This is a genomic window from Pseudomonas sp. FG35 (assembly GCF_057809295.1).
This window is the reverse complement of sequence record NZ_JBMDJR010000004.1, coordinates 54,312-71,466: the sequence shown is the minus strand read 5'-3', so window position 1 is coordinate 71,466 and position 17,155 is coordinate 54,312. Positions and strand designations below refer to the sequence as shown.

Here is a 17,155-nt window from a genome sequence, read left to right as displayed (position 1 = left end):
GCCGAAGAAGCTGATGCCCAACACCATCAACAAACCGATTTCCACGCTGCTCATAAACGGTTCCCCCCTCGGGTGATCAGAGACAGGCGTCAGAAATAGACCGTCTCGATTCCGAAGAAAAGCGCTTATACGCAGGCTTTACGCCCCCCGTGCGGATCGATATGAACACCTTATTCCTTTATCCTTGGCGGCCTTGTTTCTACTGATTTCGAGCCGCCATGAACACCCTCATCCGCCACGTCACCGCCGCCGACCTGGACCGCTGCTACGCCATCGAAACCCTCGCCTATGAGGGCGACGAAGCCGCGACCCGCGAGAAGATCGCCACGCGCATCGCCACCTGGCCGGACGGTTTCATCGTCGCCGAGGTGGACGGGCAGGTGGCCGGCTTCATCAACTCCGGCGCAGCGTTTGACGTGCAGATGTCCGACGAGGCGTTCAAGGAGCTGATCGGCCACGACCCGGCCGGGCCGAACGTGGTGATCATGTCGGTGGTGGTACATCCGGATAATCAGGGCCTGGGTCTGGCCAAGCGCCTGCTGGGGGAATTCATCGAGCGCATGCGCGAGCAGGGCAAGGCGACGATTCACCTGATGTGCAAGGAACGGCACATCCCGCTCTACGCCGGATTCGGTTTTGCCTACATCAAACCGTCCGAGTCCGACCACGGCGGGATGGCGTGGCACGAGATGATCTTCACTCTGTGAGCTAACGCTAAACCCCTGTGGGAGATTGGTTACTCATTTGTACGTGTCATGCACTCACCCGGGCAGGCGGGATTTCTAGTTTTTAATGAGGATTTTTTGTACCGCGCCTACCGCTCTATCAAGTACTGCCTCTTCACTTAAATCGGTGGTGTCAATCACCACCCAATTTGCCAAACCACAGCGCTCATAACTGGATCGGACTCGGTTCTGATATGCAATGAAACTTTTAAGGCGATCCTCATTGCCACCGTCATAAGCTCCGCTCTCGCTAAGACGGAACGATCCCTTTCTTTGTGCCGCGAGAGCCGGGTCAACATCGAGAAAAATCACGAAGTCTGGCTTTCTAATTGTTGAGAATACTGTTAGGGCTTCTTCTGCTAAATCTGTACTTTTAAGCAAGAAGCGCGCTAGGTATTTGTGGTACCAGCCATCTGCGATGCAATTTTTGCCAGAGCTAACTATCGGAGATATAGCAGCATGGTCTGTCGCTTGAAACCATGCGGTTATAAGGCTCATCCAGTGTTTGTCGCCTAATTGCTCAAGAGGGGCGTTGTCCGGATAGTCCCAAAGAACTTCCCGGAGTCGTGACATGTGGAATTCGGTATATCCTGAAGAAACGGGTGGGCGGTTTTTGTCGACGTAGTGCAAATCTATATTCGATTGTGAGAGGATTTCGTATGTTGCTCTTGCGATAGTCGACTTTCCTGCACCATCCGTTCCTTCAAATGTGATAAATATTCCTTGCTCAGAGGTGTAGTTCATGCGAAAGCTCCTAGGTAAGCCTCAGTATCTAGAGAGTTTCTACCGCTACCCTCTATCAATGGTCGAAATCCTTCTCTTTGATAAATTTCTGACATCTTTTTACCAATTGCACTCAGAAATTCTACGGAAGGTCGTTCTCTCGCACTGTATTGCGAGCCAGCATCTGGGTGAAATGCTGCCACTGCTGGAACTACGCCCATCTGACCAAAGTATTCGATACCCTCTATGATTGACTCTAATGGCTCCATTCCGGCAACGAATCCGGCATATACGTTGCCGCGCCCGAGAGTTTCTACAGCGGCTTCAAAAGCTTCGAGGAACCGATCCCGAGTGTAGTCACGAGATTTGCCTGGGCACACTTCTGAAAAAAGGCCAGGGTCGAATACTTCCAAGCTCATTGACATATTATTGCCGACAGTCTTGAATTTTTCGAAAAGTCGGAAGTCTTTGGGCGGCATAGAAATCAAGTGGTAGTCCAAGTGGTTATGCGCATTCTTTTCTTTTACTCTATTCAGCAAATCGATATGCATCCCATACCCTTTGTCGTAGTTACGGATTGTACCTCCGTTTAATAATACCCTACGGTATCGGCTACTCTCATCTTTGACAGCCATCGCTACTGCTTCTCCAGCAATGTCACCTTTAATTCGCATTCTATGATCTGACAGGCTTTCTCGAGCTGAACCCAGAGAGCAAAATTTACATTCATGACCGTCATTGAAGTAGTAGCAATGGCCGGGGGAGAAAATTCCAAGCGTAGAGTTTCCGTATATAGTCAGATGTTTTTCAAATAACTCGCCATTACTTAAAATTTTTCCGTAAGATTTAGGCCTGGCTGGAAAAGTAATTTTAATGATGTTTTTATTGTGGCTTAGTGCGGGAGCGTTTCGCTCTAAGATGATTTTGTATTTTGAGTGTGGGTTGTAGTTGGCGGCAGTAATGATATCGCCATCAAGAACAATTTCTTGTGGGGTTCGGATCGTTGGGTTGATTATGACGCTGTCACCTGTTCCGTATGCACGTCTTTTTTCAATATGATTCACCTCTGTTTGGAAATGCTCTAAGAAATCCCGGCTGAAATTAACGCCGTTAGCCAGTAGGGCGAGTTTCAATTTTACTGTATCGAATAGCATGATTCGGCTTCCAGTTAATTGCACTACAAAAATATTTTTATTAGATCTTCTGAAGATAAAGCAATCAATGTTCCATTATCCTTCAGGGCTTCTATGGATGGCGGTAAGCAATGCCTTGAGTGACCTTTTTCATCGAATAATGCTCCGCCTGACTCTCTCAAAATAAGTTCTGCCGCCGCAATATCACAGCTTCTCTCATGTCCAGGTGAGCCGATATCAATAAACGCATCAAGAACCCCAGCAGCAATCAGGCAGATTTCCAGCGAAGAGCAAGAGTAAACACGAACTTTGTCCGCTGACCATAAAAGCCGTTCTATTTTATGTCTTTCTTTACTGCCACGAGGACGGTGAAATGAAAGTCGCATTTGTTCTAATGATTCGGTTTTTCGTGTGTTTAACCGTTTTACAATTATTGCGGACTGAAGATACGCTCCTTCACCAAGTGAAGCGGTATAGACTAAATCTCTAGAGATGTCGTAAATCCATCCAAATACGTACTCATTACCATGATAGATGGCAACACTAGATGTGTAGTTCGGGAAACCCATAAGCGCATTGTGTGTGCCATCTAGGGGGTCAATAAGAGCGTAAAGGTCACCTTGGTCTCCAAGTTTTATTGGTGAAGTGCTTTCTTCTGAGTAAATTGTCATTTTGATACGAGATTTTGACAGGCAACTAAAGAGTATGTTCTGGCAATCTATGTCGTATTGTGTTTGGTTGAAATGCTGGTCTGCATTGGTTTTGTTAAAATCTGGAAGGCTGGACAATGTGCCGGCCCAATAGCGCCGCAACTGCTTTCTGGCTTCATAAAGACTTACTTCCAGTTCTGGAATGTATTCGCGCTTGAATAGAGCTCTCATACCGACTTCTCAGATATTAATTGCGTATGCCAGTTTTTCCGGTTGAGTTTAGATGCGTAGACTTTTACGTCGAATAGTTTTCCTGCGTAAACGGCGTAGTCTGCACTCATAAAGGCGCTGAACGTTTTGGGGAAAAGTGCTAGTGTTTTAACTTCGAAATTATAACCAAGTTTCTTTCTGATCATGTTCGCCGCTTGCCTGAGGCTTCCACCGGTATAGGCCTTGTCTATAATCAGCCATGAATCATTCGACGAAGTTGTATGAGGGAATATGTCTAGAAAATTTTCATCTCTAGTTAAAAGGCTCGGGTCATTTTGGCGATGAATTTCAGAGAAAAATATATCTGTATCTTTGGTAGCTGCCAAATATCCAAGTGCAAGCGGTAGGCCGGCTGACAATAAAAAGAGCTTATTTTTTGATATGTTTTTGATTTTCAGCCAGATAGAGTGGTCGTCATAGATGTATCTGGTATTGAGAGCAAGACTGCTATCCCAGTGTTCATAAGAAATGTATTTGCTGTAGAAAGCGCAGAATTTATTGTGGAAATCCAAGGTTTCATTATCAGTATCTATTAGCAGTCTGGTTTTTGTAAGGCCCCTATTCGTTGGCTTTACGCAGGAGAAGGGCTGGTGGGATGTCGCGAGTGCTTCTTTAATCAGGTCGCTCTTGAAATCTAATAGTTTGGTTTTGGAAGGTCCTGAAACGGCTAGTTCTGGTGAGAGACCATCTCCCTTTATCTTGCAAATGTCAGATGATTGTAATTGGGTTGTCCTTGAGTTTAAGTACTCCCATATTCGTATTACCTCTTCGTCTGACATGCCATCATAAATTGGGTCGAGGTTGCTCAAGTCGCAAACCATGACTTCCGGATGGCGGAGTTCAAAGGAGGCTCTCTGGAGATGGCAGCCGCTCATTAGCGCTTTGCGGTAAGCGTAATAATCACTGGTTTGTAAACCGGTCAGAGTTCTCCATGCGTGATGTTCGCTAATAATGGTCGTGGAATTTAAGTGCGAGTTGTAGAACAAAGGTAACGCGCTAGCATGATTCATGTTTGGAGTCTCACGAAAATGCAATCGGTTAGGTGTTTTAACTTGCGTTGTCAATTAGTAAAAACGCGATCAAGTATCTAAAGTTTACCTATTGGCTGGCTGCTGTGTATTTTCAATAAAAATGTTAATCGCCAAAACATTGTCAGCATCAGAATGAATGAACAGATTGTTAAGGTTATAAATATAGAATGTATGTTGCGGTAAAAATTTAGAAGAATTGCGCAAAGGGCGATGCCAAAAGTGTTCAACGTCAGAATGGTTAAAAGTGTGGGAGCCCAGAAATCGTCCATGCTTCTCAAAATCGTCCTGGTTAAAACATAGACGAACTCAAAAGTTAAAAAAGGAATCGAGTAAAGAGTATTGGTTTCAATTAGTTTCCTGATCGTTGAATCTGATGTATAGGTCATGGAAATGTTTTCTTTCCAAAGGACACTGGCTAGCAAAAAGGGCGCTAGTGTTAACAGGCCTGATTTTAGACCTTGGATATAAGTTTTTTTTAGTGAACCTAAATCCCTCCTGGTAAAGTGACGGGCGGCGATAAGCCCCGTCGCATTCCCTATTCCAATTGATATCATATATATGATGCTTATAAAGTGTAGTGATGCTTGGTAGGCGGATAAATTGTTTTCACCTAAGTTTTTTGAAATGAATGATAAGATGAAAAATAGAAAGCTTTCACCTCCAAAGCATAAGGCCATTGGCAAGCCTCGAGCTATATACTTAAGATACTGTTCTTTCGGTATTTGTATGGATTTTTGAGAGTTGTTGATGTAAAGGTGGATTTTAGAGTTGAAGTAGAAGAGTGCGAGAGTTGCGAAAGCACATCGTAAGCAAGAATATATGAGTATGAAGTCAGGTAGCGTGATTGCCGAGTTCGTGTTAATCAAGACTATGTAGGCGGAAGTGAGGCAAAGATTAAATGTCCACGTATAAATTACTTCATAGTGTGTTTTTTGAACTCCATTAAAAAAATTGAATATTGTAACCTGTAGATATATGGCTGGAATTGATAGGGATATCAGCAACAGTGCTTGGATGTCTTCCGTGTTGGTTAGGTTTGTGATTGGCGTGAGTGCGATTTTGTGCACAAAAAAAATTATACATATGATCAAGACTCCAAATAAAATCGAAAGCCTGAGTGATATTGTTATTTCGGATTTTATGTTGTTTGTGTTCAGATCATTTGATCCTGCTATCTTAATCAGTGTTGGAGAAAAAAATCCGATACCGGTGACAGTAATAAATGATATTGATGCCAAGGCAAATGAAGCGGAATCAAGTGAGTCAACAATAAAATGGCCAGCGAAGGAAAAGTAGATCAGTGAAGCTGTCATGTCGCCCAATCTAGAGAATATGAGCGGAATTGCTATTTTGTAAATTTCCATAAGCGGGCCGCCAGCAAGTAGCACCAATTAACAAGCATAGTGTTGTAGAAGCTCTTTATTCCCACTCTTTCAGTAAACTCAAAAGCGGCGGAGTGTCCTTTGCGGCAAAGTATTTTTTTCTGAAATAGTATTCGGACTTTGAAACTTTGTGCGTGGTCTGCTTGCGCTCATTGAATTCATTGTCGAGGGCGGCAAGAGACTGTTCTGCAGTTGGATAAATTTTTGAGCTATTTAGAATTTTTTCAATTTCTAGAAATAGCAGATCCATATATTGGAGGGTTTCTTGAATGTACGACCTGCATTCGTCTCTTGTGCTGGCGCCTTGTCTGGCTAGTGTGAAGAATTTATTCTTGATCTCATCAAATCCTTCAATGCGGTACATGTTTGAGTATACCCACTTGTAATGCTTGTTTGTTGTGCCCGTAAGGTAGGTGAAACTCATCACGGTTTTAAACATCATGTCTCTAGCTATCTCGCAACCCATCCATAAATTTTCTGATTGCCAGCAACCTTGAACATCCTGGAAAGCATAAAATACTGGAAGTTTCTCTCGGTGAGCTAAGTAGATATGTTTCTCTACGGGGATTCTTGATTTAAGTTTAAAGAATTTTTCATCGTTATTCAGAGCATGCCCGATTATTAGTCTATGGATTACATTGTTTTCTGTGTTCGTCAAAGCAGGGGCGTAAAGAAAACGTTGGTCGGAGGCAATTTCTTCAAATGTTTGTTCAATTTTGAAAAATATATTATCTATTTCTGAGTATGTTACATAGTCGGCATCGATGTGAATGCTGGTATCACCGTAGAAGTCTGTTGTATTGTGGACTTCTTCATCTTTAGTGATGTGGCGATAATTGATATCGGTAACAAACGCATGTCCGATGTGTTTCATGTTTTGCGCTTTTGGACGTTTTTCGCAAATGATAATGCAGTCGATGTCAGAATGAATTGTTCCGATCCCCTCAATTAAAGAGCCTGAAACAATCAGAGTGCTTGTGTGCTCCAAGTGTGCTTTATCGAGTAAATAGCTTTTTGGTAATGATAATTTCCCATCCAATATTGTTACGTTGTTCTCCGAAATTGAGGATTTTGATGTTTTTATTAAGGTTTCCATATTGGATGTCCTGTGTATTTAAATTTTCTGTAAACCTCGCTCATGAAGAAAGCCTAGTTTTTACTCGAGTCTTCCGTCAATATTTGGATCCAGAATCAGAAGAGCCCTACAAGTTGTTGAAGGGCGAGAGTGTTTTTGGTGAAGGAAAATTCTTTTTATTTAAGTTAACTCCTACAGATAGTTTCCGCAGAATCTGTAGGAGCTTGGCTGAGATGTTTTCTTAATAAAGACTGTCGTGCACTCTGGCCGGGGCCTCGCGATCATAGGCCTCGGCATCAAACTGCCCATCATTCAACCGCTTGTGAAACGCACCCGCCGTCGGCAGCGCCGAGCGCGGCAAGTGGGTTTCAGGGTTCCACGCATCCGAACGCACAAACGCTTTCGAGCAATGAAAGAACGCCGCCTCCACCGCCACCAGCAACACCGTGCGCGCCGGTTTGCCGTTCACCGCGAAGCTTTCCAGCAATTGCGGATCAGCGCTGATGGTCGCCGTGCCGTTGACCCGCAACGTCTCGCCAATCCCCGGAATGATGAACAGCAGCGATACCCGCGGATCGTGCAACACGTTGCGCAAGGTATCGATGCGGTTGTTGCCCGGACGATCCGGCAGGGCAAGCGTGCGCTCGTCAATGATCCGCACAAACCCTGGCGCATCGCCGCGCGGAGAACCGTCGATGCCATCGGCGCCGACCGAACTGACAATCACCAGCGGCGAGACCCGGACCATCGCCTGATAGTCCTCGTTGAGAAAACCGATCTGTTTGCGCACCGCCCGTTCGTGGGGCAAGCCGTAGATGGCTTCCAGCGCTTCGATTGAATCGATCATCGTTGCTCCCCCGACAATTAGAAGAACAGCCCCATGCGCCGCTCGTAGCCGATGCGGCCCTTGTACGCTTCGCCGCTGTCGACGAAGCCGTACTTGGCGTACAGCGCAATCGCGGCGTCGTTGTCGGCGTCCACTGACAGCTCCAGCCCTTTGATCTCCGGCCAGGCCTGGCGCGCAGCGTCAGGCAACGCCAGCAGGCAGGCCCTGCCGTAACCCTTGCCTTGGGCGCGGTGATCGACCTGCAATGCATGCAGGGTGGCGCTGTGTTCATCGGCCCATTCCGGTAACACCGGTGGGCGTTTGAGCAGCAGGAAGGCCACCGGCACGTCTTCGGCCAGCAGGGCAAAACCTTTTACGCCGGGGCCGGGTTTCGACAACAGCGTATGCAAGGCGCCGTGGATATCGCCGGAGAACTTGATCTGCTCGGCGTGGATTTCAATCGCTTCGACTTGCTGACGCTGCAAGGCGTTAAGGCTCTCGTACGGTACGAGTTTGGCTGACACGGGAATTTCCTTTTTCCTACAAAGATGAGCCTCGGATTCTAGCGACTTTGCGTTCTCTGGATTTTTTTTGTTTCAGCTGTCGATCCGGCAAATCGCCGAACGACCAAGGGTGTCTTCACAACAAAAACCACGGAGAACACCATGAGCGCACAAAGCGATATCCAGACCCTGATCAACACCTACCGCGAAGCCGTCATGACCAAGGACGTCGAGAAAGTCATGGCGCTGTACGCCGACGACATCCTCTCGTTCGATGCGATCAAGGCCCTGCAATTCAAGGGCAAACCGGCCTACCGCGCCCACTGGGTGGATTGCATGGAAATGTGCCCCGGCCCGCACATCTTTGAATTCCATGAAATCGCCATCGAGACCGCCGACAACATCGCCTTCGCCCACTGGGTCGCCAATTGCGGCGGCACCAATGAAAAAGGCGAAACCCAGAGCTGCTGGATGCGCGTCACCGCCTGCTATCGGCAGATCGGCGGTGCGTGGAAAATTGTTCACGAGCACTGGTCGGCACCGTTCGACCCGATGAGCGGCGCGACCCTGTTCGATGTGAAACCCTGATCTTCAGCCATAGTTGATCCGTCCGATTCAGGAGAATGCCATGAAGTATTTATGCCTGGTCTACAGCGATGAGCGCCTGCTGCATTCGTCGCCCGACAGCCCGGAAGATGCCGAGTGCTGGGCCTACGCCGAGTCGATCCAGGGCAGCGGCCGGATGGTCGCCGCCGAAGCACTGGAGTCGGTGCAGACCGCCACCACGGTACGGATGCGCAACGGCAAACTGTCGATCACCGACGGCCCGTTCGCCGAGACCAAGGAGCAGTTGGCCGGCTTCTACCTGATCGACGCGCGGGATCTCAACGAAGCGATTCAGGTCGCCGGCAACATTCCGGCGGCCCGGGTCGGCAGCGTCGAAGTGCGTCCCGTGCGGCAGTTGAATGTCTGAGGTCCGGGCGCGGGTCGAGCAGGTCTATCGTGAAGACTCGCGGCGGATCCTCGCGACCCTGATCCGCCTGCTCGGCGATTTCGACCTCGCCGAAGAAGCCTTGCACGAGGCGTTCTTCGTCGCGGTCGAGCGCTGGCAGCGCGACGGCGTGCCGGACAATCCGCGGACCTGGCTGGTGTCCACCGGGCGCTTCAAGGCGATCGATATGTTGCGCCGCCGTGCGCGGTTCAAGGCGTCGCAGCCGTTGTTGCTGGCGCAACTGGAGGAGCTGGAACAGTCGGAATGGGACGTTGAAGACGTGGAAGACGATCGCCTGCGCCTGATCTTCACCTGCTGCCACCCGGCACTGGCGGCGGACGCGCAAGTGCCGCTGACCCTGCGCGAAGTCTGCGATCTCACCACCGAGGAAATCGCCCGCGCATTTCTCTCGGCCCCGGCGGCGATTGCCCAGCGCATCGTGCGCGCCAAGGCGAAGATCCGCGATGCAAAAATCCCTTATCAAGTCCCGAGCCTGAGCGAGTTGCCCGAGCGCCTCGACAGTGTGCTGCGGGTGATTTACCTGGTGTTCAACGAGGGTTATTCGGCGTCCGGCGGCGCCCAGGTGACCCGCGAGGATTTGACCCGTGAGGCGATTCGTCTCGGGCGGTTGCTCCTGGAGTTGTTGCCGGACCCGGAAGTCATGGGGTTGCTGGCGTTGATGTTGCTGCATGAGTCGCGGCGGTCGGCGCGGTCGACGCCCGAGGGTGAGCTGATTCTGCTGGATGATCAGGATCGCGGATTGTGGAATGCCGAACTGATTGCCGAAGGCTGTGATCTGGTGGAAAAGGCGCTGACCACCGGACGCTTCGGGCCGTATTGCCTGCAAGCGGCGATTGCGGCGGTGCATGCCGAAGCGCCGACGGCGGGGGAGACGGATTGGGAACAGATTGTCGGGCTGTATGACGTTTTGTTGCGGGCGGTGCCGTCGCCGGTGATCGAGTTGAACCGGGCGGTGGCGGTGGCCAAGCGTGACGGGGCGCTGGCCGGGTTGACCTTGATTGAAGGAATTCTGGACCGTGGGGAGCTGCAGGACTACCACCTGGCGCATTCGGCGCGGGCGGAGTTTTGTCGGCAGTTGGGGCGGGTTGAAGAGGCGCGGGCGGCTTATTCGCGGGCGCTGGCGTTGACGCGGCAGGAGCCGGAGCGGCGGTTTATCGAGGGACGATTGCGCGAGCTGACGCTGCGCAATCCCCTTTAGTAAACGTCGAGTCAGGCTTGCTGGCGGGTAGCAGCCATCACAATCTCGCGAATACAAACCCCCTGCGGCTGCCCATACGCATAAGCAATCGCCGTCGCCACATCCTCGGCACTCAGCACCGTCCCACCCATGTCCTGCTTCCAAGCCTGATACCCGGTCTTGATCGCCTCATCCGTGGTGTGACTCAACAACTCGGTCTCCACCGCACCCGGCGCAATAGTGGTCACGCGCACGTTATGCGGCGACAGCTCTTCACGCAGGTTTTCCGACAACCCGTGTACCGCAAACTTGGTGCCGACGTACGCCACATGGTTCGGGAACGTCTTGCGCCCGGCCACCGAGCTGACGTTGATGATCGTGCCGTGCTTGCGCTCGATCATCCCGGCGACCACCGCGTGCACGCCATTGAGCAGGCCCTTCACGTTGACGTCGAGCATCTGGTCCCACTGTGCCGGATCCTGTTTGCTCATCTCGCCCAGCAGCATCACCCCGGCGTTGTTGATCAGCGCATCGGCCGGACCGAATTGCGCTTCCGCCTCGGCCACAACCGCCAGTAGCGCGGCGCGGTCGGTGATGTCGACGCGGCGGCTGAGGGTGTTCGGCAGTGCCAGTGCTTCAAGGCGTTCGATGCGCCGGGCCAGCAACAGCAGCGGATTGCCGGCCGCGCTCAAGCGGCGGGCGGTGGCTTCGCCGATGCCCGAGCTGGCGCCGGTGATGATGATCAATGGCTTGCTCATGGTTGAACTCCTGAGATAAGAAAAACAAATAACCAGATTCGCGGCGCAGTATATTTAGCCCGCTGGAGGCTGAAAAATGCCTTATTCCTCTGTCTGCTATCGGAATCTCCTATGGATATCCGCCATCTCAAAGCCTTCCTCGCGGTGTTCGAAGAACGCAACATCACCGCTGCCGCGCAACGGCTGTTCATCAGTCAGCCCACGTTGTCGGTGACCATCAAACAGTTGGAAGAGGAACTCGGCGCGACGCTGTTCGTACGTCAGCCCCGTGGTGTGGAGGTCAGCGACGAAGCGCGTCTTCTCTACCCGCAGGCGCGCCGGATGGTGGCCGAATCCGAGGCGCTGAGCCGGATGTTTCGCGGCCGCGAAAACCGTGCGCCGCTGACTCTCGGCATCGAAGGCGACATCGCCGCCAGCCACATTGAAGCCTTCGTCCGGATGGCCCATCAGGCGTTGCCCAATCTGCTGCTGACCCTGGAGGAGGGCTGCCATGGCGATGGTCGATTGGCCGTCGAGGAAATGTGCTGCGAAGACGAACTGTTCCTGCCGCTGTGGGAAGAATCCTATGTGATGGCGCTGCCCCTCGATCATCCGATGGCCAACGCGCAAGAGGGCTGGGCGCCGATTGAGGACTGGATCACCTGCCCGCAGCATCCGTCCCATCAGCGCTTGATGGCGCTGTACGGACGTTCGCCGGAAGCGGTGGCGGGGCATGCCGGTTCACTGCAACAGGCGTTGCACATGGTGGCGGCAGGTGTCGGTGTGGCCATGTTGCCGCAGTCGCTGGTCAGCGGGCATGAGCGCATCGTCGTGCGTGCGTTGCACCTGCCGGCGCCGACCCGGCGAGTGGGATTGTGTTACGCGGCGCAGGCGCTGGAGTTGCCGACGATGCGCGGGTTGCACGCGTATTTTCAGGTCAATCGCCCGGCAGCCATCGAGGCGGCCTGAGCTATTCCAGCATCTTGCTCAGCAACCAGCTCCCCGCCGGCCCCGGCGGGTACAGCCGCGACCATAGGGCATCGACGAACACCGGTTTCGGCCAGCCGCGCACCTTCAGTTCCACCAGCAAGTCATTGCCGAAACGCTCCACCAGCCAGCGCGGCAGCGGCGCCCAGCCGAAACCTTTTTCGGCCATTTCCAGCAGCATCAGATAACTCGGCGCCGACCACACCCGGCCTTTGCCGCGACTGTCATAGGGATTGACGATGGTGGCCAGGCGCAGCTCGCGATGCTGTTCAAGGACCGTTTGATCGATGGATTCCTGCGTCGCCAACGGATGCCCACGGCCCACGAACAGGGCGATTTCAGTGCGTTCGGCGACGGTCGCGGTCGCGAGGTCCGGCGGGTAGTTGTCCTGCATCTCGGCGAATGCCAGATGCGCCCGACCGCGCTGCACCAGTTCGACCAGGTCATCGCATTCGGCGATCAGGCATTCCAGCTCCAGATCCGGATAGCGCTGCTCGAAACCCACCAGTGCCGCTTCAAAACGGTCGGACTGATAAGTGTCGGAGATCGCCACCGTGAGTTTCGGCTCGACGCCCTGGGCCAATTGCCGGGCGGTCATTTCCAGGCGGCTGGTGGCGGACAGAATCGCCTCGGCCCGTTGCAGCATCACGTGTCCGGCCGGGGTCAGGGTCGGTTTGCGGCTGCTACGGTCGAACAAGATCAGGTCCAGATCGATCTCAAGACTCGCCACCGCCGCACTCACTGTCGACTGACTGCGCCCGAGTTTGCGCGCTGCCGCCGAAAACGAGCCTTGAGTCGCCGCCTGGACAAATGCCAGCAACACTTCCTGAGATGCCATGAACTATCGCCTTGATCGATGGTTATTGGTTATGAAGTATCGGTGTGGTGCTGGATCATGGCAACCATCTTCACAGAGGACTTCGGCCATGACTGCCAACAAATCCATCACTGAACGTATCTTCCAGGCCATCGGTTTCGAACTGCTGGCGATCCTGATCTGTACCCCGTTGCTGGCGTGGATCATGGGCAAACCGCTGGTCGAAATGGGCGCCGTCACTATCGCCATCGCGATGCTGGCCCTGGGCTGGAACGTGGTGTTCAACGGCTTCTTCGACCGCATGCTCAAGCGCTGGAACATCGCCCACAATGCCTGGGTGCGAGTGGCGCACGCGCTGCTGTTCGAAGGCGGGTTGATCGTGATGGGCGTGCCGCTGATTGCCTGGTGGCTGTCGGTCAGCCTGTGGCAGGCGTTCCTGCTCGACATCGGCGTGCTGCTGTTCTTCCTGCCGTACACCTACGTCTACCACTGGGGTTATGACGTGGTGCGCGAGCGACTGGTGATGCGGAGCGTCTGCCAGAGCTGAAAACAAAAAATCGCCGCCTGTGAGGGCTGCGATTTTTTTTGTCCGGGATTTTTGCAGGGTTTAGAGAAACATCCCGCCCGACGCTTCAATCCGCTGACCGTTGATCCACTGCGCCCCCGGCGACAGCAGCAGCGCCAGTGCGCCACCAATGTCATCCGGCTGCCCGGCACGGCCCAGGGCGGTGTTGCTGGCGACCATGGCGTTCAGTGCCGAATTGTCGCGCACCGCGCCGCCGCCGAAGTCGGTTTCGATGGCCCCCGGTGCCAGGATATTCACGGCGATCTGCCGCGCGCCCAGCTCCTTGGCCTGATAACGGGTCAGCACTTCCATCGCGCCTTTCATCGCAGCGTAAGCGGCATAACCCGGCAGGGTGAAACGGGCCAGACCGCTGGAGATGTTGATGATCCGCCCGCCATCGTTGATCAGCGGCAGCAATTGCTGAGTCAGGAAGAACGGCCCTTTCAACTGCACGTTCATCAGCAGGTCGAACTGTTCCGGCGTGGTGTCGGCGAAGGAGGCATGCACGCCAATCCCGGCGTTGTTGATCAGGAAATCGAAGCGCGGACGTTCAAGTTGTTGCAGCGCCTGCTCGACCCGCACGGCGAACTCGGCAAAACCTTCGCTGCGCCCGACATCCAGTTGCAGCATCACGGCGTTGGCGCCGAGTGCTTCCAGTTCCTGCACCAGCGCCTGGGCTTCATCGGCGCGGCTGTTGTAGGTGCCGATGATGTCCACGCCTTGCGCGGCGAGGTGCAGGGCGGCGTTCTTGCCCAGGCCACGGCTGGCACCTGTGATCAATGCGATTTTGCGGTTCATGGGTTTTCCTCAATGGCGATGACGGTTGATGGGGCAAAGTTTATTTATCCGCCATGAGGTGATAAACAGACTGAAACCGGAATCACTGGTCGGATTGTCCGAACAATCAATGGGTGGCACATGAACAAACTGGAACTGCTGCGCACCTTCGTCCGGGTCAGCGAATTGTCGAGTTTCACGATGGCGGGAGAGAGTCTCGGGCTGCCGCGTTCGACGGTCTCCGAGCAGGTGCAGGCGCTGGAAAATCTGCTCGGCACGCGCCTGCTGCAACGCACCACGCGCAAGGTCCAGCCCACTCAGGACGGCCTCGCGCTGTATGAGCGGAGCAAGGATCTGCTGTCGCACATGGACGAAATCGAAAACCTGTTCCGTCAGGACGAAGCGTCGCTGACCGGGCGGATCCGGATTGACATGCCGAACATTCTGGCGCGGCGGCTGATCATGCCCAAGCTGCCGGAATTCATGGCGCGCCATCCGAACCTGGAGCTGGAAATCAGCAGCACCGATCGCCGGGTCGACCTGCTCGCCGAAGGCTTCGATTGCGTGGTGCGCATCGGCGCGCAGCCGGATCAGTCGGTGGTGGCGCGGCACCTGGGGGACTTCAGCATGATCAACTGCGCCAGCCCCGCGTACCTGGAGCGCTACGGCGTGCCGCAGACCTTGGAAGATCTGGCGCAGCATCGGTTGGTGCACTACGTCGGTGTGCTGGGTTCGCGTTCGGAAGGGTTTGTCTACGAGCAGGACGGACAGGTGCACCGGGTGCCGATGCCCGGCAGTGTGACGGTCAACAGTACCGATGCCTACGAGTCGGCGTGCCTTGGCGGGTTTGGTCTGATCCAGGTGCCGCGAACCGGCATGAACACCTATCTGGACAGCGGCGAGATCGTCACCGTGCTGCCGCAGTACACCGCGCCGGCGATGGGCATTTCACTGTTGTACGCGAGGCAGCGGCATCTGCCGTTGCGGGTGCGGGTGTTCATGGACTGGCTGGGGGAGTTGATTCGTTCGACGCTCTGATTCTTGCCGCAAATCCCTGTGGGAGCAACGGCTCTCACAGGGATTGGGATGGATCAGAAGATCTGGGTAAACAGCCAATACAGGCTGCCCGACAGCACAATCGCCGCCGGCAAGGTCAGCACCCACGCCATCAGCAGATTGCGGATGGTCTTCATCTGCAAGCCGCCACCGTTGGCGACCATGGTCCCGGCCACGCCCGAGGACAACACATGGGTGGTCGAGACCGGCAAGCCGAACATGTCGGCGGCGCCGATGGTCAGCATCGCCACGGTTTCCGCCGAGGCGCCCTGGGCGTAGGTCAGGTGGGTCTTGCCGATCTTCTCGCCGACCGTGACCACGATCCGCTTCCAGCCGACCATGGTGCCCAGACCCAAGGCAATCGCCACGGCGATCTTCACCCACAGCGGAATGAACCGCGTGGCGTTGTCGATCTGCTGTTTGAACAGTTGCAGCTTGCCGCTGGTGTCGGCGTCGAAGCTGCCGACCTTGTTCTTGTCCATCAGGCGAATGGTTTCGCTGGCCAGGTACATGTCGTTACGCACGTTACCCATGGCCTCGGCCGGGACTTTCGCCAGCGAGCCGTAGCCTTTGACTTCTTCACCGATGTGTCCGGTCAGGGAGGCGAGGGCAGGAATCAGTTGCGGCGTGGCTTCCTTGCTGCGCATGTAATCCGAGAGCACGGCGCGTGGATCGGCCGGTGCTGGCAGTGGCGCACTTTTCACCAGCGCTTGCTGGGTCACTTGAGCGACAGCGGCGAATTGCAGCGATTGTTCTTCCGGCATGGTGCGATTCAGTGCATAAGCCATCGGCAGGGTGCCGACCAGAATCAGCATGATCAGGCCCATGCCTTTCTGGCCGTCGTTGGAACCGTGAGCGAAGGACACGCCGGTGCAGGTCAGGATCAGCAAACCACGAATCCACCACGGCGGCGGGGTGTTGCCTTCCGGTGCCTTGTACAGCGAACGGTTCTTCACGAATGCGCGCAACGCCAGCAGCAACAGCGCCGCACAACCGAAACCCACCAGCGGCGACAGCAGCAGTGCGTAACCGATCTTGGTCGCCTGGGCCCAGTCCACACCGCTGGTGCCGTCGCGACCATGCATCAACGCGTTGGCCACGCCGACGCCGATGATCGAACCGATCAGGGTGTGCGACGACGAGGCCGGCAGGCCCAGCCACCAGGTGCCGAGGTTCCACAGGATCGCCGCGATCAGCAGGGCGAAGATCATCGCGAAACCGGCGGACGAACCCACTTGCAGAATCAGTTCCACCGGCAGCAGGGCGATGATGCCGAACGCTACCGCACCGCTCGAAAGCAGTACCCCGAGGAAGTTGAAGAATCCCGACCACACCACGGCCACATTCGGTGGTAGCGAGTGGGTGTAGATCACCGTGGCCACGGCGTTGGCGGTGTCGTGGAAGCCGTTGACGAACTCGAAGCCCAGCGCAATCAACAGCGCTACGCCGAGCAGCAGGAACGGGGTCCAGGTGGTGACCACCGTGCCGAGTTCGTGCATGTCATGCATCAGACTGTAGGCGGTGAACAGCATCCCCATCGCCAGCACGGCGAAGAACACCACGTAAGTAAAGGGGCCGGTTTTTTTGTCGAGCGCCGGCCTGCCACTGGCAGTGGGGGCCAGGCTGGCGGTCAGGGAGGGAGTAGCCATGGGCGGACAATCCTGAGCGGGGGAAGGAGTGTCGCCCATGATCGTTGCTAAATATTACAG

The 17,155-nt window shown here is 54.1% G+C and carries 20 protein-coding genes; 8 read left to right on the top strand and 12 right to left on the bottom strand.

The genetic code is table 11. The annotated features are described in order from the left end of the window. Positions 1-218: 218 nt before the first annotated feature. Complete coding sequence (locus ACODTD_RS09430) at positions 219-707, top strand: GNAT family N-acetyltransferase (RefSeq protein WP_489104780.1); 489 nt, start codon at positions 219-221, stop codon at positions 705-707. Positions 708-782: 75 nt separating this feature from the next. Here ACODTD_RS09430 and ACODTD_RS09425 read toward each other — a convergent pair whose 3' ends face one another. The 5 genes from ACODTD_RS09425 to ACODTD_RS09405 form a co-directional block, all read right to left on the bottom strand. Next, positions 783-1,469, bottom strand: a complete 687-nt coding sequence (locus ACODTD_RS09425; protein ID WP_285354210.1) for a dTMP kinase — start codon at positions 1,467-1,469, stop codon at positions 783-785. After that, positions 1,466-2,602, bottom strand: coding sequence for a radical SAM protein (locus ACODTD_RS09420; RefSeq protein ID WP_108563050.1), 1,137 nt, complete (start codon positions 2,600-2,602; stop codon positions 1,466-1,468). Before ACODTD_RS09420 ends, ACODTD_RS09425 begins: the two co-directional genes overlap by 4 nt. A 23-nt stretch (positions 2,603-2,625) precedes the next feature. Continuing rightward, positions 2,626-3,462 (bottom strand): inositol monophosphatase family protein, encoded by an 837-nt coding sequence (locus ACODTD_RS09415; RefSeq protein ID WP_108563049.1) that lies wholly within the window; start codon positions 3,460-3,462, stop codon positions 2,626-2,628. Beyond that, positions 3,459-4,310 (bottom strand): hypothetical protein, encoded by an 852-nt coding sequence (locus ACODTD_RS09410; RefSeq protein WP_234420585.1) that lies wholly within the window; start codon positions 4,308-4,310, stop codon positions 3,459-3,461. Before ACODTD_RS09410 ends, ACODTD_RS09415 begins: the two co-directional genes overlap by 4 nt. Before the next feature lie 278 nt (positions 4,311-4,588). Next, positions 4,589-5,209 carry an MATE family efflux transporter gene (locus ACODTD_RS09405; RefSeq protein ID WP_236676401.1) on the bottom strand — a complete coding sequence of 207 codons (621 nt, stop codon included), beginning with the start codon at positions 5,207-5,209 and terminating at the stop codon, positions 4,589-4,591. Positions 5,210-5,507: 298 nt separating this feature from the next. Here ACODTD_RS09405 and ACODTD_RS09400 point away from each other — a divergent pair, with 298 nt between their 5' ends. Further along, entirely contained in the window at positions 5,508-5,828 is a 321-nt protein-coding gene (locus ACODTD_RS09400) for a hypothetical protein (RefSeq protein WP_489104779.1), read from the top strand. Positions 5,829-5,951: 123 nt separating this feature from the next. Here ACODTD_RS09400 and ACODTD_RS09395 read toward each other — a convergent pair whose 3' ends face one another. From ACODTD_RS09395 to ACODTD_RS09385, 3 genes are all read right to left on the bottom strand, one after another. After that, positions 5,952-7,010 (bottom strand): hypothetical protein, encoded by a 1,059-nt coding sequence (locus ACODTD_RS09395; protein WP_489104778.1) that lies wholly within the window; start codon positions 7,008-7,010, stop codon positions 5,952-5,954. 220 nt (positions 7,011-7,230) lie between these two features. Beyond that, entirely contained in the window at positions 7,231-7,836 is a 606-nt protein-coding gene (locus ACODTD_RS09390; RefSeq protein WP_285354214.1) for a pyridoxamine 5'-phosphate oxidase family protein, read from the bottom strand. Between the two features lie 17 nt (positions 7,837-7,853). Further along, a complete protein-coding gene (locus ACODTD_RS09385) occupies positions 7,854-8,339 on the bottom strand; it encodes a GNAT family N-acetyltransferase (RefSeq protein WP_011335575.1) in 486 nt (161 codons plus the stop codon). A 141-nt stretch (positions 8,340-8,480) separates the two neighbouring features. On the opposite strand from ACODTD_RS09385, the gene ACODTD_RS09380 reads away from it, so the two are divergent. The 3 genes from ACODTD_RS09380 to ACODTD_RS09370 are packed head-to-tail and all read left to right on the top strand — an operon-like array spanning position 8,481 to position 10,528. After that, complete coding sequence (locus ACODTD_RS09380; protein WP_285354215.1) at positions 8,481-8,906, top strand: YybH family protein; 426 nt, start codon at positions 8,481-8,483, stop codon at positions 8,904-8,906. Between the two features lie 40 nt (positions 8,907-8,946). Continuing rightward, positions 8,947-9,291 (top strand): YciI family protein, encoded by a 345-nt coding sequence (locus ACODTD_RS09375; protein WP_007951101.1) that lies wholly within the window; start codon positions 8,947-8,949, stop codon positions 9,289-9,291. Next, entirely contained in the window at positions 9,284-10,528 is a 1,245-nt protein-coding gene (locus ACODTD_RS09370; protein WP_489104777.1) for an RNA polymerase sigma factor, read from the top strand. The genes ACODTD_RS09375 and ACODTD_RS09370 overlap by 8 nt, the downstream gene beginning before the upstream one ends. 11 nt (positions 10,529-10,539) lie before the next feature. Here the strand turns inward: ACODTD_RS09370 and ACODTD_RS09365 are convergent, their stop codons facing one another. Further along, positions 10,540-11,265, bottom strand: a complete 726-nt coding sequence (locus ACODTD_RS09365) for an SDR family oxidoreductase (RefSeq protein ID WP_489104776.1) — start codon at positions 11,263-11,265, stop codon at positions 10,540-10,542. Between the two features lie 111 nt (positions 11,266-11,376). Between ACODTD_RS09365 and ACODTD_RS09360 the strand changes: the two genes are divergently transcribed. Then, positions 11,377-12,213: a LysR family transcriptional regulator gene (locus tag ACODTD_RS09360; protein WP_201816071.1), complete on the top strand. Its 837-nt coding sequence runs from the start codon at positions 11,377-11,379 to the stop codon at positions 12,211-12,213. A 1-nt stretch (position 12,214) separates the two neighbouring features. Here ACODTD_RS09360 and ACODTD_RS09355 read toward each other — a convergent pair whose 3' ends face one another. Continuing rightward, positions 12,215-13,069: a LysR family transcriptional regulator gene (locus tag ACODTD_RS09355; RefSeq protein WP_011335570.1), complete on the bottom strand. Its 855-nt coding sequence runs from the start codon at positions 13,067-13,069 to the stop codon at positions 12,215-12,217. A gap of 88 nt (positions 13,070-13,157) precedes the next feature. Between ACODTD_RS09355 and ACODTD_RS09350 the strand changes: the two genes are divergently transcribed. Beyond that, on the top strand, positions 13,158-13,595 hold the full coding sequence (locus ACODTD_RS09350; RefSeq protein WP_011335569.1) for a multidrug/biocide efflux PACE transporter: 438 nt from the start codon (positions 13,158-13,160) through the stop codon (positions 13,593-13,595). Positions 13,596-13,655: 60 nt separating this feature from the next. On the opposite strand, the gene ACODTD_RS09345 is transcribed toward ACODTD_RS09350, so the two are convergent. Further along, positions 13,656-14,411 (bottom strand): SDR family NAD(P)-dependent oxidoreductase, encoded by a 756-nt coding sequence (locus ACODTD_RS09345; RefSeq protein WP_011335568.1) that lies wholly within the window; start codon positions 14,409-14,411, stop codon positions 13,656-13,658. A 120-nt stretch (positions 14,412-14,531) separates the two neighbouring features. On the opposite strand from ACODTD_RS09345, the gene ACODTD_RS09340 reads away from it, so the two are divergent. Next, the gene (locus tag ACODTD_RS09340) at positions 14,532-15,428 is read left to right on the top strand and encodes a LysR family transcriptional regulator (RefSeq protein ID WP_011335567.1); all 897 of its coding nucleotides are present in this window, start codon (positions 14,532-14,534) and stop codon (positions 15,426-15,428) included. A gap of 53 nt (positions 15,429-15,481) precedes the next feature. On the opposite strand, the gene ACODTD_RS09335 is transcribed toward ACODTD_RS09340, so the two are convergent. Continuing rightward, the gene (locus ACODTD_RS09335) at positions 15,482-17,095 is read right to left on the bottom strand and encodes an inorganic phosphate transporter (protein ID WP_285354217.1); all 1,614 of its coding nucleotides are present in this window, start codon (positions 17,093-17,095) and stop codon (positions 15,482-15,484) included. Between the last annotated feature and the right edge of the window lie 60 nt (positions 17,096-17,155).